At 75.5% G+C, this 15909-nt stretch carries 12 protein-coding genes; 11 read left to right on the forward strand and 1 reads right to left on the reverse strand.

The genetic code is table 11. From position 1 onward, the window contains the following. Positions 1-85: 85 nt before the first annotated feature. Positions 86-694, forward strand: a complete 609-nt coding sequence (locus AC2RP6_RS18110; protein WP_486447131.1) for a hypothetical protein — start codon at positions 86-88, stop codon at positions 692-694. A 314-nt stretch (positions 695-1008) separates the two neighbouring features. On the opposite strand, the gene AC2RP6_RS18115 is transcribed toward AC2RP6_RS18110, so the two are convergent. Continuing rightward, positions 1009-2364, reverse strand: coding sequence for a COG1470 family protein (locus tag AC2RP6_RS18115; RefSeq protein ID WP_486447132.1), 1356 nt, complete (start codon positions 2362-2364; stop codon positions 1009-1011). Positions 2365-2551: 187 nt separating this feature from the next. Here AC2RP6_RS18115 and AC2RP6_RS18120 point away from each other — a divergent pair, with 187 nt between their 5' ends. The 10 genes from AC2RP6_RS18120 (at position 2552) to AC2RP6_RS18165 (ending at position 15875) form a co-directional block, all read left to right on the forward strand. Continuing rightward, positions 2552-3265 (forward strand): helix-turn-helix transcriptional regulator, encoded by a 714-nt coding sequence (locus AC2RP6_RS18120; RefSeq protein WP_486447133.1) that lies wholly within the window; start codon positions 2552-2554, stop codon positions 3263-3265. A gap of 230 nt (positions 3266-3495) precedes the next feature. Then, positions 3496-6612 (forward strand): hypothetical protein, encoded by a 3117-nt coding sequence (locus AC2RP6_RS18125; protein WP_486447134.1) that lies wholly within the window; start codon positions 3496-3498, stop codon positions 6610-6612. After that, on the forward strand, positions 6609-7319 hold the full coding sequence (locus AC2RP6_RS18130; protein ID WP_486447135.1) for a Pvc16 family protein: 711 nt from the start codon (positions 6609-6611) through the stop codon (positions 7317-7319). The genes AC2RP6_RS18125 and AC2RP6_RS18130 overlap by 4 nt, the downstream gene beginning before the upstream one ends. After that, complete coding sequence (locus AC2RP6_RS18135; RefSeq protein ID WP_486447136.1) at positions 7316-9472, forward strand: ATP-binding protein; 2157 nt, start codon at positions 7316-7318, stop codon at positions 9470-9472. Before AC2RP6_RS18130 ends, AC2RP6_RS18135 begins: the two co-directional genes overlap by 4 nt. Before the next feature lie 159 nt (positions 9473-9631). Then, complete coding sequence (locus AC2RP6_RS18140; protein ID WP_486447137.1) at positions 9632-11197, forward strand: phage tail sheath family protein; 1566 nt, start codon at positions 9632-9634, stop codon at positions 11195-11197. Positions 11198-11254: 57 nt separating this feature from the next. After that, entirely contained in the window at positions 11255-11695 is a 441-nt protein-coding gene (locus AC2RP6_RS18145; protein ID WP_030031999.1) for a phage tail protein, read from the forward strand. After that, entirely contained in the window at positions 11692-12189 is a 498-nt protein-coding gene (locus AC2RP6_RS18150; RefSeq protein WP_328928063.1) for a hypothetical protein, read from the forward strand. The genes AC2RP6_RS18145 and AC2RP6_RS18150 overlap by 4 nt, the downstream gene beginning before the upstream one ends. Further along, positions 12186-12344, forward strand: a complete 159-nt coding sequence (locus tag AC2RP6_RS18155; protein ID WP_351292197.1) for a DUF6760 family protein — start codon at positions 12186-12188, stop codon at positions 12342-12344. The genes AC2RP6_RS18150 and AC2RP6_RS18155 overlap by 4 nt, the downstream gene beginning before the upstream one ends. 1442 nt (positions 12345-13786) lie before the next feature. Next, positions 13787-15415, forward strand: coding sequence for a hypothetical protein (locus AC2RP6_RS18160; RefSeq protein WP_486447138.1), 1629 nt, complete (start codon positions 13787-13789; stop codon positions 15413-15415). 34 nt (positions 15416-15449) lie between these two features. After that, positions 15450-15875: a phage tail protein gene (locus tag AC2RP6_RS18165; RefSeq protein WP_486447139.1), complete on the forward strand. Its 426-nt coding sequence runs from the start codon at positions 15450-15452 to the stop codon at positions 15873-15875. Positions 15876-15909 lie beyond the last annotated feature (34 nt).

Raw genomic sequence — 15909 nt, forward strand, 5'->3', positions numbered from 1 at the left:
CCGCGGGGGAGGTCACTGCCATGATGATCAGGCTGCGTGGCGGGGGACGCGGGGCCGTGGCAAGCAAGACCAGTCGGGTGGAGATATGCAACGCGGTGGTGGACCGGGCGAGGGTACGGACGGCCTCGATCCGCAGCGCGCCCGCGAAGCCCGCGAGGCCCGCCGCCGGGGCAAGCACCGCCGACGCGCCACCGAGGCGGCCGACGCCGCGCCGGAGCCCACGACGGCCCCGGAGGAGCTGCCCAGGGGCCGCGGCATGGGAGTGACGTACAAGTACTTCGGCGCCCCGGACGGCGCCACGGCGGCGCGGGTCCCGGTGACGATGCGGCCGGAGGAGCTCGGCGGCGACGAGCTCGGCATGGGCGGCCTCTTCACCAAGATCAAGCCGGAGACGGTGGCCGCGATGGTCCTGACCGGCATCGAGGGCATACCCCTGCACAAGGTGCCCCCGCTGGAGCTGGTCGTCCTCCACCCCGACTACGCGGTGGTCAAGCTCCCCATGACGGTGGTCGACCCGCTGCGCGGGATCGGTGAGGAATCCGTGGGCGCGGCCGCCTTCATCTGGTCCACGGTCCCGGACCGCGGCGGTCCGAGCGACGCCTTCAACGTCTACCAGCTGCTGCACGAGTGGCAGGATTTCAGCCACCGCCTGCACGAGGCGGGCCACCAGCCGTACTGCCTGGTCTGGCCCTGATCCCGGACGTTCCGCGCACTCGGGCGGCGCGGCCCCCGGCCGGAACATGACGGTGCCCGCACCCACGGCCCCACGGCGGCGGGGAGCGGGAAGCGGGCAGCCCGAAGCGAAGATCGAATTACAGCCATATTTTTTCGGCTGCCTTACTACCGTCCAGTAGGTCGGCAATAGCCGTGGAACGGCGTAACCGCACCGGAACGCGCTTATGCCGACGACCCGTCACCAGTCCGTCCGGTAAGCACTTTCCGGACGGACCGGTGCGGGTCCGCTTTGTTCCTGGGCGAGCCTGACGGACGATGTCCGTGCCGCTCGGGTCACCTGAGGTCGCTCAGCACACCACTCACGTTGAGGACTTCGTGGCACTCCTGCGCCTGACGGCCGGTGGCCGGCGTGCCCGGCTTTGCACAGGTCACCTGGACGGTCACAGTCTGGCTCTCGGTGATGCTGATGGGGGTGACCCAGTGGTAGTCCTGGTTGCGGAACGTCTCCAGCGCGATCGTCGTGATCTTGCGGTCGCCGAAGTTGATCGTCACCACGCCCTCGTCACCCTGGAAGTTGGCGACGACGAGGTCCGTGATCCCGAACACCTTGCCCGCCGGCACCGTGTAGGAGCCGGTCTTGGACTGGCCGCCGCCGGTCTGCAGGTCGATCGTGGCCGAGCTCTGCAGCCCGCCCCCGCCCCCGCCGCCACCGGTTCCGCCGCCGCCCGTCGCGCCGCTCCCGCCGGGCTGGTTGCCCTTCCCGGCGCCCGGGGCCGTACCCCCACCGCCCGGCTGCTTGCCGTCGCCGGTCACCGGGGTCTGCCCCGCACCGTCCGCGGCGGGCGCCGGGTTCTTGGCCGCCTCGGCGGCGGCCTCCTTGGCGGTGCTCCGCACGGCGGGGCGCACCAGCATGAACCAGGCCAGCAGCAGCGCGAGCAGCGCGGCCAGCACCGCGAGCAGCCACGTCGGGAAGATCGGGATCTGTACGAACTCCACCTCCAGCGGCGCCCGTACGGTCTCCGGCGCGGGGCGGGCCGCGGCGGCGTTGCCGTCCTCGCCCTCCTCGGCCTCGGCCACCTCGACGGTGAACGGCCAGGTCACGGGGGCTCCGAACCACACCGGACCACCGGCGCGGACCTTGAGCACCACCTCGGCGGACTCGCCCGGCTCCAGCTTCAGCGTGGCCGGGGCGAAGTCGAACCTCAGGTCCTCACCGGGCTGCGCGGGCGTGAAGCCCACCCGCACCGGGGAGTTCCCCTCGTTGCGCACCGCGATGCGGTAGCGCCCGCGGAGCCAGCCGCGGCGGCGTTTGGGAGCGCTCTCTGCCCTGAGCTCCCGGAACTCCTCGACGTGCACGGTGGTCTCGGGCACCCGGACCGCCTCGGGCTGCTCGGTCGGCAGCACGCGCACGCCGAGCGGCACGTCCCCGGCACGCACCTGGGGCGAGCGGGGTGGCGCCAGACGGATCGTCACCGTTTCCGAGGTACCCGGATACAGCGACACGCGCTCGGGCTCCACCGTGGTCCAGGCAGCGCAGTCGCCGACGACCTCCAGGCGGTACGCCTCGACGATGTCGCTGTCGTTGCGGACGGTCAGGCTCGTGGTGGCGGTACCGCCCGGCATCACCGACACCGGCTCGATGTCGAGGACGGGCGCGCCAGGGCTGGGAGATGCAGCTGGGGATGTCACGCCACGACGCTACGCCGCCGCCCCCGCCGCCCCCACGGACGCGGGGGCAAGGCCCCGGGCAGTCCGGGTGCCCCCACGGACTCTTCAACTCCTCATGTACGGACATCGGTTGGGTCTCAGCGTCGAGATCCGACCGGGCCGGCCAATTCCGTTACCCCACCTTCGCATCACGGAACAGGTACGACACATGCGCTGCGCTGACACCACCAGCCCCGTCCTCACGTCCCACACCGGCACGTCCCAGCCCTCCATCCCGGCCCCGGCACGCAGAACCGGCCGGCGGGTGACCGTGGCCGTGTACGCGTCGGACCCGATCCTGCGCGTCGGGGTCGTCCACCAGCTGCGCCAACGCCCCGAGATCGAACTCGTCCCCGACACGGACGCCGACACCGCGCAGGTGTCGCTGGTGACCGTCGACAGCGTGGACGACGAGACCGCCGCACTGCTGTACCGGCTGCGGCACAACCCCGACACCCGCACCGGGCTCGTGGTCGGCACCTTCGAATCCGGTGACGCCCTGCAGCGCGCCATCGAATGCGGGGTCAGCGCGGTGCTGCGGCGCGCCGAGGCCGACCAGGACCGGCTGCTGCGGCTGGTGCTGGCGATAGCCAACGGCGAGGGCGTCCTGCCCGGCGACCTCCTCGCGAAACTCCTCGACCACGTGGGCAGCCTCCAGCGCTCCGCGCTCGACCCGCGCTCCGTGTCCCTGTCCACCCTGACCTCCCGCGAGGCGGACATGCTGCGCCTGGTGTCGGAGGGCCTGGACACCGCTGAGATCGCACGCAAGACCTCGTACTCCGAACGGACCGTCAAGAACGTCCTGCACGAGGTCATCACGCGGCTGCAGCTGCGCAACCGGACGCACGCGGTCGGCTACGCCCTGCGCAACGGGCTGATCTGACCGGACGGACGGACGGACGGTGGCGGGCGGGGACGGCCGCCCGCCACTGCCCGAAAGCGCACCGCACGCTTCCCCCGCATCCGGCCCCACGGCCCTGCCGCGCGCACAGGTCCCGGCCGCAGGGTGGCGGGGTGACAGGCAGCATGCTGGACCGGACTGAGAGGTGGGCCGTGAGGAGCACGGATGGGTCCGGCAGTCGGCGACACCGCTGGGGGAGGGCCGGCGCGTCGATGCTGCTGCTGGCGCCCTTGCTCGCGGTGACGGCGGCCGCCGGACCGGGCGAGGCCGGGGCACGGCCCGTGGCGGCCGACGCGGGTGACAGCCGGGTCGCGTACGCCGGTACGCGCCACCGCAGCCTGGGGCGGGTGGTGAGCGGCAAGTCCGACACCAGCACCCCGCTCTTCGGTGACGGCCCGGTCCACCTCGACGTCCAGCCCGCCGCCCTCGGCGACCAGCTCGTCTTCGCCAGCCGGCGCGACGAGAAGAACCCGCAGGTCTACCTGCGCTCCGCGGACGGCTCGGTACGCCGGCTGACCAGCGGCATGGACGCGGGCAACCCGCGGCTGACGCCCGACGGGCGGTCCGTCGTCTTCGACTCGGCGCAGCGCGCCGCGGCCGGCGGCGTCCAGCGCGACCTGTGGCTGGTGCGCACCGACGGCACCGGCCTGACCCGGCTGACCGACACCCCCGCGAACGAGGAGCACCCCACCGTCTCCCCGGAGGGCGCCCGCATGGCGTACTCCTCCGACGGCGACCCGGCCGCCGGCCGGCAGGTCTACGTACGCCCCCTGCGCGGCGGCGCCGCCACCCGGCTCACCGACCCGGCGGGCGGCCCGGCCACCGAGCCGGTGTGGAACCCGGTGGACGACGCCACCAACCGCGACATCGTCGCCTACACCGCCACCGGGCCCTCCGGGCCCCGCCTGCGGTGGACGAACGGCCGCGCCGGCGGCCCGCTGCTGGCCGGCAAGCAGGCCGACTGGCGCACCCGGGGGGCAGCCTGGCTGCCCGACGGGAACGGCCTGCTGTTCCTCAGCCCGGACCGCACCTGCGACTGCAAGGGCGACTGGGACCACGTCTTCCAGGTGCCCGCGCACTCGGCGGACACCCCGCAGCTCGTCTACAGCGAGAACCGCGAGATCACCTCGGCCACCTGGCTCGGCCCCCTCAAGGGCGGCGGCGCCGTCGTCGAGCGGATCTCGGCGGCCGGCCCGCACGCCGTGACCCTGCAGGACGCGCGGTCGGACGGCTCCGACCCCCGCGACCTGGGCCTGCCCATCCTCGACGAGGACCCGGCGGCCGACACCAACACCGACCCGGCCAAGGACCCGCTGTTCCAGCCGGCCCCGGGCCACGACCCGTGGACGGAGCGGCAGTCCTACACGCCCGACGGGCGCAGGATCGTGGTGACCCGCTTCGAGGGCAAGCCCGACGCCCGTGTCCTGCGGATCTGGACGGCGGACGCCGACGGGACCGATCCTTCGCCCCTGCCGCTCGCCGGCCGCGGCCCCAAGGACTGGGACACCGACCCCACCTTCTCCCCCGACGGCAGGTTCCTCGCCTTCACGCGCACCTCGCCCGGCGGCGTCGGCCAGGCCGCGGGCCCCGGACGCATCCTGATCGCCGACGCCGCCACCGGCGCGATCCGCAGCGAGATCACCCCGCCCGCGGACCAGCCCCGCGGCGGCGACGCCCAGCCCACGTGGTCCTCCGACGGCACCACCCTCGCCTTCACCCGCAACCTGGTGATCAACGGCCACGGCGGCAACAAGCACATCTGGACCGTGCCCGTCGATCACCTGGACCGGCAGCGCGACCTCAGCGCCACCCTGTGCCCCGGCGCCTGCGACGTCATCGACGACAGCCCGGCCTTCTCCCCGGACGGCACCACCATCGCCTTCAACCGCAAGAACGGCGGCGGCCGCGTCGACGAGCGCAGCGGCATCCTGCTGGCCTCCGCCGACGGCGGCACCTGCCGGGTCCTGCTGCCCGACGCCGCCCGCGACAAGCCCGGCGCCTGCGGCCGCGAACTGCCCGAGACCACCGGCTCCGGCCCCTTCCAGCCCCGTGACGCCGCCTGGACCGCCGACGGCAAGAGCCTGGTGCTCACCGGGCGCGGCTCCCGGGCCGTCAACAGCCCGGAGAAGCTGAAGCTGGTGGACGTGGCGACCGGCGCGCACAACCTGCTCGTCACCGGCCTGCCGGGCCGTCAGAAGGAGCCCGCAGTCCAGCAGTCGGTGGACCTCGCGGTACGGGCGCCCGCGAAGACCCCGCCGCTGACCGTCGGCGGCTCGTCCACCGTCCGGGTGGACGTCGTCAACCACGGCCCGGCCGCCTCCCCCGGCACCCGGCTGACCGTCGTACCCCCGCTCGGCGTGGGCGTCACCGCGCTCACCGCGCCCGGCGCCACCTGCGACGCCGCCGCGCTGACCTGCACCCTGGGCGTGGTGCGCCCCGGCACCACCGTCCCGGTGACCGCCACCCTGACCGGTGTCACCCCGGGCGAGCAGCCCGTGGAGTGGTCGGTCACCGGTACCGTCCTCGACCCCCGCCCCAGCGACAACGCCGGCCGGACCGTGGTGCCGGTGCGCGAGGCCCCCGTACCGCCGAAGCCGACGCCGACCCCGCCCACCCCGACGCCGACCCCGCCCACGACCCCGCCCACGACGCCCACGCCCGCACCGCAGCCGCCCGCACCCGAGGCCGGCCCCGGCGTGAGCATCACCGCGCAGCCGAACCCCGGCTACGTCGGCGGCCGCGTCGTCGTCACCTACACCGTCGCCAACGGCCGCAGCGCCCTGGCCACCGGCCTGCGGCTGCGCATCGGCCTGCCCCAGGGCGTCCCCCACGACGGCCCGCCGCCGGGCTGCGACCGGAACTGGACGTGCACCCTTCCGGACCTGGCACCGGGCGCCCGCACCGTCCTGCGGGTCGTCCTGAGCCCCGACAAGGCGCTCACCGGCCAGGTCACCGCGAACCTCACCACCACCGGCACGGACGCCGACCCCGGCGACAACACCGCCCAGCAGCAACTGCGCATCCTCCAGCCGCGCATCGTCGCCGTCCCGCCCATCGGCCGGCCCGGCTTCGTCACCTCGGTGCGCGGCGAGGACTTCCCGCCCGGCGCGCCGGTGCGGTTCACGTGGAAGCCCGGCATCACGGCCGCGGCCGCGCCGACCCTCCCGCAGGCCGACGGCACGTTCATCGGCCAGCTGCTGATCCTCGCCAAGGACCAGACCGGGCCGCGCGTCATCATCGCGAGCGGCCCCGGCTTCTCCCCGGTGCAGACCGACTTCCTCGTCGTCAACGGCACCGTGCAGCCGCCCGACGAGGTGGCCCGCCGGTGATCCACGAGGTCGACGAAGGACTGCGGCGGCTGCTGGCGGAGTCCGGCCTGGAGGCGTCGGGCATCGAGGTCGTCTTCGACGCGCCCACCCGTGACTGGGCGGCCCGCCGCAGCGCGCCCACCGTCTGCGTGTTCCTGTACGACATCCGGGAGGACCCGACCCGGCGCGGCAGCGGCGCGGGCGAGGTGTACGACGCGGACGGCTTCGTCGTCGCCCGCCGCACCCCGCCGCGCTGGTTCGAGCTGACGTACCTGGTCACCGCCTGGGCCGGCCGGCCGCAGGACGAGCACCGGCTGCTGTCACAGGTGCTGTCCTGCCTGGTGAACACCGACACGCTGCCGCCGCGGCTGCTCACCGGCACCCTCGCCGACCTGGGGCTGCTCGTGGACGTGGACGCGGGCGGCACCGGCATGGACGCGCCGGCCGCCTCCGACGTGTGGTCGGCGCTGGGCGGCGAACTCAAGCCGTCCCTCGGGCTGCGCGTGAAGGCCCCGCTGGCCGGCATCAGCACGGTCACCGCCCCGCCCGTCACCCAGGGCCTCGTGGTGAACTCCGTACCGCAGAGCGGACCGGACGGCGACGACGGCGGGAGCCGGCGCCGGCTGCGCTACGTCGAGCTGGACGCACCGGGACCGGAAGGCTTCGGCGGATCCCGGGAACGGCCCAAGGCCCCCGCCCGCCGGCGACGAGGAGAACGCCAGCCGTGACGCACACCCTCCCGTCCCCGCCGTCCCCGGCACCGCACCGGGCCGCCGACGGGGACCTCCCCCACCTGTGGGCACGGCTCCGGGTCGTCGAGGAACGGGTCCGGCTGGCCGTGGACCGGCGGCGCGCCGTCGACCCCGACCCCGACGACCCCTACCGGGGCCAGTACCTGACGCCCGAGGCGGTCGCCCGGATCCTGGACGGGGAAGCAGCGCCGGACCTGCCCGCGCTCGCCCCGGCCGGCCCGCCGCCGCCCGGGTCACCGCTGGACGTCCTCGCCACGCGCTTCGGCCTGGAACCGCTGGACCTGGACCTGCTCCTGGTCGCCCTCGCCCCGGACCTGGACGCCCGGTTCGAGAAGCTCTACGGCTACCTCAACGACGACCTGACGCGCCGTCGGCCCACCGTGGGGCTCGCCCTCGAACTGTGCGGCCGCGCCCGGGTCGCCGCCGCACGCTTCCGCCTCGCTCCCGGAGCGCCGCTCGTGGAGGGCGGCCTGCTGGAGGTCACCGAGCCCGAACGGCCGCCCCTGTCCCGGGTGCTGGCCGTACCGGACCGGGTCACCGCCCACCTGCTCGGCGACGCCGCGCCCGATCCGCGGCTGGCCGAGGTGCTCGGCGAGGCCGCCGACGACCCGGCCGTCGACCCGGGCGAACTGCACCGGGCGGCCGCCGCGGCCCTGAGCGGCACCGGCCACGTCCACCTGCGCACCCGTGGCGGGGACCCCGAGGGGCTGGCCGCCGCAGCCCTGCGGGCCGGCGGGCTGCGCCCCCTCGTCCTGGACCCCGCCGCGCTGACCCACCGCGCCCGCGCCCTGCCCGCGCTGGCCCGCGCCGCCGCGCGCGAGGCCCGGCTGCTGGGCGCCGGAGTGCTGCTCGGGCCGCTGGAGGAACTGCCCGACAAGCCCGACGAGCGGGCCCACGTCCTGCGCACGCTGTGCACGGCGCTGCGCGGCGTCCCCCTGTTCACGCACGGCACGGGCGGCTGGGAGCCCGCCTGGGCGGCCGTCACCCCCGTCTCCCTGACGGTGGCGGCCCCCTCCCCCGACCGGCAGGCGGTGCGCTGGCGGCACGCGCTGGAACGGGCCGTCGCCGAGCACGGTGCGGCCGGAGAGGCCGGTAGGACCGGAGAGGCAGGAGAAGCCGGAGAAGCAGGAGAAGCCGGTGCGGAAGCGCTCGCGCTGTCCGTGTCCGCACACCGCCTCGACGCCGGGCAGCTGCGGCGCGCCGCCGACACCGCCTCGCGCACCGCCTCGCTCGACGGCCGCCCCGTCTCCCCCGCCGACCTGCGCGCCGCCGTACGGGCCCAGAACGGCGCGGGCCTGGCCCGCCTCGCCCGCCGGGTGGAGCCCGCCGTGGGCTGGGACGACCTGGTGCTGCCCGCCCCCACCCACCGCCGGCTGCGCGAACTCGCGGTCCGCGCACGCCACCGCGACCAGGTGCTCGGCCAGTGGGGCATGCGCCCGGGCGGCGGCCGCGGACGCGGCGTGATCGCCCTGTTCGCGGGCTCCTCCGGCACCGGCAAGACCATGTCCGCCGAGGTGGTGGCCGCAGACCTGGGCATGGACCTGTACGTGGTGGACCTGTCCACGGTCGTCGACAAGTACGTCGGCGAGACCGAGAAGAACCTCGAACGGATCTTCACGGAGGCGTCGGCGGTCAACGCGGTGCTGCTCTTCGACGAGGCCGACGCGATCTTCGGCAAGCGCTCGGACGTGAAGGACTCCCACGACAAGCACGCCAACATGGAGTCGGCCTACCTGCTCCAGCGGATGGAGTCCTTCGACGGGATCGCCGTGCTGACGACGAACCTGCGGGCCAACCTCGACGAGGCGTTCACCCGCCGCCTCGACGTGATCGCGGACTTCCCGGTACCCGACGCCGTTCAGCGCCGCGCCCTGTGGGAACGCTGCCTGGGCGACCGGCTGCCCCGGGCCGACGACGTCGACCTGGGCTTCTGCGCCGACCGGTTCGAACTGGCCGGCGGCTCCATCCGGTCCTGCGCGGTGACGGCCGCCTACTTCGCGGCCGCCGCCGGCGGGGCGCTGACCATGCGCCAGGTGATGACCGCCGTCGCCCAGGAGTACCGCAAGCTCGGACGCCTGGTCCTGGAGGGCGAGTTCGGACCGTACCTGGGCCAGGTCACGGACGTGTGAGCCCCGCCGGGGCGGACGCGCTGCCCGGGCGGCACGGCGCACATGACGTCGAGGGCAGCGCACTTGCCCCTGACCAGGTCCGCACGCCCCTCCCACCCCACGCTCCCGCGCACGAGGCTGTGACCAGACCTGATTGCAAGCCGTGACGAAGGAGCGAGCATGCCGACGTACCTCACCCCGGGCGTGTACGTGGAGGAGGTGCAGTCCGGTGCTCGCCCGATCGAAGGGGTCGGCACCGCCGTCGCCGCGTTCGTCGGGTTCGCCCAGAGCGGGCCCTTCCACGAACCGACGCTGGTCACCAGCTGGGACCAGTACTCCCAGCACTTCGGCGGCTTCACCGAGGGCACCTACCTGCCCCACGCCGTATACGGCTACTTCGCCAACGGCGGCGGCGCCGCGTACGTCGTCCGCATCGGCGGCTCCGACCGCGCCGACGCCTCCGCCGCCCCGGCCACCGCGGGCACGGTCCCCCAGCCGCGCGCCGCGGCACCCGTCGAGCTCGGCGGCTTCCTGATCACGGCCCGCCCGGGCGTCACCGGCGTGTCCGTGGAGATCGCCGACGCGGACGGGGAGAACCCGCCCGAGGACCGCTTCAAGCTCCTCGTCCGCCAGGGCGAGCAGGTCGCCGAGACCTTCGAGGTCTCCGCCCGCAAGAACGTCAAGGGCTACCTCGTCACCCAGGCCCGCGCCTCGAAGCTGATCGAGGTCACCGAGCAGCGGTCCGCGTCCCAGACCCGGCCCGCCGGCCAGACCGTGGCCCTGCCCGACGCCCCGGCCGCCGTGCCCACCGCGACCGGCAACGGCACCGTGGCACGGCTCGACCCGGCCGAGTACGTCGGCGACGCGGCCGCCCGCACCGGTTTCGCCGGCCTGGAGACCATCGACGAGATCACCATGGTCGCGGTCCCGGACCTGATGAGCGCCTACGAGCGCGGCGACATCGACGCCGAGGGCGTGCGCACCGTGCAGCTCGCGGTGATCTCCCACTGCGAGCAGATGGGCGACCGGGTGGCCGTCCTCGACACCCCGCCCGGCCTCTCCGCCCAGCAGGTGCGCACCTGGCGCAACGACGAGGCGGGCTACGACTCCCGCTACGCCACCCTCTACTACCCGTGGGTGCGGGTCTTCGACCCGGCCGCCGGCCGCAACACGACCGTCCCGCCGAGCGGCCACATCGCCGGTGTGTGGGCGCGCAGCGACGCCGAACGCGGAGTGCACAAGGCACCGGCCAACGAGGTGATCCGCGGCGCGGTCGACCTGGAGCTGCGCCTGAGCAAGGGCGAGCAGGACCTGCTCAACCCGATCGGCGTGAACTGCGTACGGGCCTTCCCCGGCCGCGGCATCCGGATCTGGGGCGCGCGCACCCTCTCCTCCGACCCGGCCTGGCGCTACCTGAACGTGCGCCGCCTCTTCAACTACCTGGAGGAGTCCATCCTCCTGGGCACCCAGTGGGTGGTCTTCGAGCCGAACGACGACCGGCTCTGGTCCAGCATCCGGCGCAACGTCACCGCGTTCCTGACCGAGGAGTGGCGCCGCGGCGCCCTGTTCGGCCGTACGGCGGCGGAGGCGTTCTACGTCAAGTGCGACCGCGACAACAACCCGCAGGAGTCCATCGACCAGGGCCGCGTGGTCTGTGAGATCGGCGTGTCGCCGGTCAAGCCCGCCGAGTTCGTGGTGTTCCGGCTGGCGCAGTTCTCCGACAGCACCAGCCTCGTCGACGAGTGACCCTCCCGGGCAACGGCAGCACCCCGCAGCAGCAGTAAGGAAAGGTGAAGGACAGTCATGGCAGAGGGCGATGCTCTTTCCACCCATATCTTCGGCGTGCAGCTCGGCGGCTACCTGGTCGAATCGATCCAGGAGATCAGCGGCCTGACCGTCGAGGAAGAGGTCGTCGAGGTCCGTCAGGTCAGCGCCGAGGGCAAGCAGATCATCCGCAAGCAGCCCGGCGCGCGCCAGGCGGGCGAGGTCACGATCACCCGGGGACTCGACAAGAGCAGCGAGTTCACCAAGTGGATCAAGGAGACCCTCAACAACGGGGCCGTCGACACCGCTCGGCAGAACCTCACGATCGAGATCAAGGACTCCACGGGCGCGACCATCCGCCGCATCCAGCTGATGCAGGGCTGGGCCTCCAAGTGGGAGGGCCCCTCCCTCAAGGCCGGCGAGTCGGCCGCGGCCACCGAGTCCGTGACCATCGTGTTCGAGGAGATCATCGTCGAATGAGGCGCCGTACCGTGACCGCGGGCAGCCTGGAGGAGATCCTCCAGGTCACGGCGCCCGCCCAGACCCCGGAGCAGGCGGCGGCGCCCCCGGCCGCCGCCGCTCCGGCCCCGCGCGAGGACCACGGGCTGCGCACGGAGTTCGAGTTCGAGCTGCCGCGCGGGTACGTGGACGAGGCGGGCACGGTGCACCGGCACGGCGCGATGCGCCTGGCGACCGCGCGCGACGAGCTGCGCCCGCAGATCGACCTGCGGGTCAAGGAGAACCCGGCATACCTGAGCGTGGTGCTGCTGAGCCAGGTGATCACCCGGCTCGGCACCATCACCGACGTGCACGCCGGGGTCGTCGAGCGGATGTACGCGACCGACGTCGCGTTCCTCCAGGACTTCTACCGGCGCGTCAACAGCGAGGGCCACACCCGCGCGGCGGTCACGTGCCCGCACTGCGACGGCGGCTTCGAGGTCGACCTCTCCGGTGGGCGCCTGGGGGAATCGTGACGTACGCGCTCCCCCGGCTGCGGGAGGAGATCGCGTACATCGCCTACCACTTCCACTGGCAGCGCGACGAGATCCTCGACCTGACCCACGGCGAGCGGCAGGACTGGGTCACCGAGATAGCTCGGATCAACACCCGTGTGAACGAAGGCGGTTGAACAGATGGCATGGCGGGACAGGCTGCGTCGGCGCACCGCCGTGCCGGACCCGGCGGCCACGGTGCCGGCCTCCTCGGGGCCGGCGCCCACGCCTGCGTCGGCATCGGAGTCGGCGCCCGGCTCGACGTCCGGCTCGACGTCGGCCACGGCCTCGGCCTCGGCTTCGGCTTCGGCTTCGGCTTCGACGTCGGCCTCGGTCGGCGTGCCCGGCGACTGGGACGGCGGCTGGCGCATGACCGCCCCGCCCCTGCTGACCGTGTCGCGCGCGGCCCTGGGCGTCAGCGACGGGCTCGCCTTCCGCTCCGGCCTGGCCGCGTGGCGGGACCCGTCGTTCGACACGGGGCTCGGCCACGGCGTGCTGCCGTCCGCCCCGGCGGGTCTCGTCCGCGGGGTGGCCCGCCCCGCCACCGCCGGCCCTACGCACAGCGGCGGCGGCCCGCTGCTGCTGCGGGCCCTGCCCACCGAGCCCGGCGCGGAGCCGGAGCCGGTGTCGGTGCCCTCGGCCCGGCGGCGCGACACCCCGCAGGTCTCCCGCCGCACGCGTCCCGGTGCCGCGACGCCGAGCCGGGCCGGGACCGGATCCGCGCCCGATCCCGTACGGCCGGCAGCGGCCGCGGACCGCGGCGCGGACCCCGCCGCGCCGGGTCCGGTCGTCTCGCGGGCCCCCGCACGGGGCGGCGCTCCTTCGGCCGGGCCGGGCACGACGACGCCCGTCCCCGCCACCGGTCCGGAACCCACGACCGCGCCGGACACCTCCCGCGCCGCCGGTCACGCCCCGGACCCGGTCGCCCCGCGTACCCCCGCCCGGGGCGGCGCGGGCGCCCCGGAGCCGGGCGCCCCGGCATCTGCGACCAGTTCCGCGGCACCGACCGGGGACGGCTCCCGGGACGGGTCGGGGCCCCGCAGTCGGGGCCTCACCCCCACGCACTCCGCAACCGTGCTCGGAGCGTCCGCACCCGCCGTGCAGCGGGCCGCCGCCCCCTCCGCCGGGCCCGGCCGTACGGTGGCCCCGCCCACGCAGTTCCCGGTGGTCCGCCGGGTCGCGGTGATCCCCGGGGCATCCGCCGACAGCCCGGCGGGCGCGCCCGTCCAGCGCACCGCCGCTGCCGGTACGCAGGCCCGGGCGGGCCGTCCGGCCGAGGGAACGCCCGCGGTGGTCCGGCCGCGTCCCGTAGGTCGTGCGCTCACCGCCGCGCGGGTCCCCGCCACGCCGCGGCGCCGCGTGTCCGCCGTACGGCCCTCCCCCGCGCCGGCCACCGCCCCGGCCGCACCCGTGCAGCGTGCCCAGACCCGCGCCCCGCTGGGCGCCCCGCTCCCCGGACTGCCCTCCGCACAGGCACCGTCCGGCTCCGCCCCGGAGACCCCGGCGCCCGCGATGCCGACGGTGCAGCGACAGGCGGAGCTCCCCGGGCCGCGGCCCGGCCGCCCCTGCCGCTCCCGCCGTGCCGGGCCGGGACACCCGCACGTCCACGTCGGGCCCCGCCCCCGCCCCGCCGGCCGTGCGGCGGCAGGCGCACGCCCCGGCCGCCGGTCCGGACGTCCAGCGGATGCGGACCCGCGCACCCCTCGGCGAGCCCCTCACCGAACTCCCGCCCACAGCCACCCCGCCGACCCCCGCCGCAGCCTCTCCGGGCCCCGCCCTGCCCACCGTGCAGCGCCGGGCCGAGCCCGCCGGGAACACCCCCGCCGCGCAGACGCCCGTACCGCGGATACGCACCCGCGCACCCCTCGGCGAACCCCTCACCGAACTCCCGCCCACAGCCACCCCGCCGACCCCCGCCGCAGCCTCTCCGGGCCCCGCCCTGCCCACCGTGCAGCGGGGCGCGGAAGCCGAACCCCCTACCGTCGCGGCCCCGTCGGGCCCCACCGCCGACGCCGCGCAGACGCCCGGCCGACGGATACGCACCCGCGCACCCCTCGGCGAACCGCTCACCGAACTCCCGCCCACAGCCACCCCGCCGGCCCCGGCCGCAGCCTCTCCTGGCCCCGCCCTGCCCACCGTGCAGCGCCGGGCCGAGCCCGCCGGGAACACCCCCGCCGCGGAGACGCCCGTACCGCGGATGCGCACCCGCGCACCCCTCGGCGAACCCCTCACCGAACTCCCGCCCATAGCCACCCCGCCGACCCCCCGGGTACGCAGTGGTCTCGGCGCGCCCCTGCCGTCGATGCCGGTGAGTGCCGCCGCACCCGCGCCCGCCGGGCCCCGGGGCCAGGCTCCGCTGCCGGTCACGGGTGCGCCCGCCGCGCAGCCCCGTACCGGCGTCCAGCGGGCCGCCGCGGCCCCGCGGCGTTCCGGCCGGGTGCCGCTCGTCGCCGCCCGCGCCGTGGGCGGCAAGGCTGCCGCTCCGGAGGCGACCGCGCCCCGTGCCGTCCAGCTCCTGCCCGCCCGGCCCCTGTCCCTCGGCACCCTGGCCGTCGCGGACATGGGCGCCGCTCCGGCCGCTCCGGCCGCTCCCGCCGGCCCCCGCCGGGCGGCCCGGCCCGTGGTCCCGGCCCGCTGGTCCGCCCCGTCCACCGACGCATCCCGCCAGGCGCGGCACGCTCCGACACAGCCGCCGCCGATCCAGCGTGCCGCCGACGGGGCGCGCACCCCGGCCGCCGCACCCCCGCGCGCGGTGCGCCCCGTGCGTCCGGCGACCGCCTCATCCGCAGCCCGTGCCACGGCGGCTCCGCTGCCGGTGACCGGCCCGTACACCCCGCCGCTCGTGGTCCAGCCGGCCCCCGCCGGCCCGGCCGCCGGGCCGGTGCCCGTCGTACGGCCCAGGACGCCGGCCCCGGCTCGACCCGCGGCCGCCGCCGCGGAGACGCCCGTGCCACCGCCTCCGCCCCCGGTGAGCGGACCGCCCCCGGTGCAGCGGAACCCGGCCGGCGGCCCGGCCACCCCCGGCCGGACCTCCCCCGGCCGGACCTCCCCCGCCCGGGCCCCCGGCGACGCGCAGGCGCACGGCGGCGGCGACCTCGACCTCGACGACCTCGCGCGGCGTCTGCTCGATCCGGTCGCCCGCCTGCTGCGCACCGAGTTGCGGCGCGGCCGGGAACGCGCGGGCAGGCCCTTCGACGGCCGCCGCTGAGCACACGTACGAACGAGAAACGGACGACGGACCGATGACGGACAACATCTTCGCTACCAGCGTGTTCTTCCGGCTGGCGATCGGCGGCAACGACCTGGGCGCCTTCCACACCTGCTCGGGCATGGGCGCCGAGGTCGAGATGGAGAGCTACGCCGAGGGCGGCAACAACGGCTTCACCTGGCAGCTGCCCGGCCGGGTGACGTGGTCGAACATCACCCTCACCCGGCCCGTCACCGCCGACACGGCGAAGATCGCCCGCTGGCTCGACGAGACGCTGCGGCGGGTCGAACCGAAGGACGGCGAGATCGTGGCGCTGCGTCCCGACCTCAGCCGGATCATCAGCTGGCAGGTCTTCGGGATCGTCCCCGTGCGCTGGCAGGGGCCGTCCTTCGACCCGGCCAACTCCGCGGCGGCGGTGGAGACCCTGGAGATCGCCCACCAGGGCCTGCTCCCCTCCTGACGACCCCGCCCACCGCTCTCCCGAGACCCGTTCG

The sequence above is a fragment of the Streptomyces sp. WAC03905 genome (assembly GCF_057371075.1).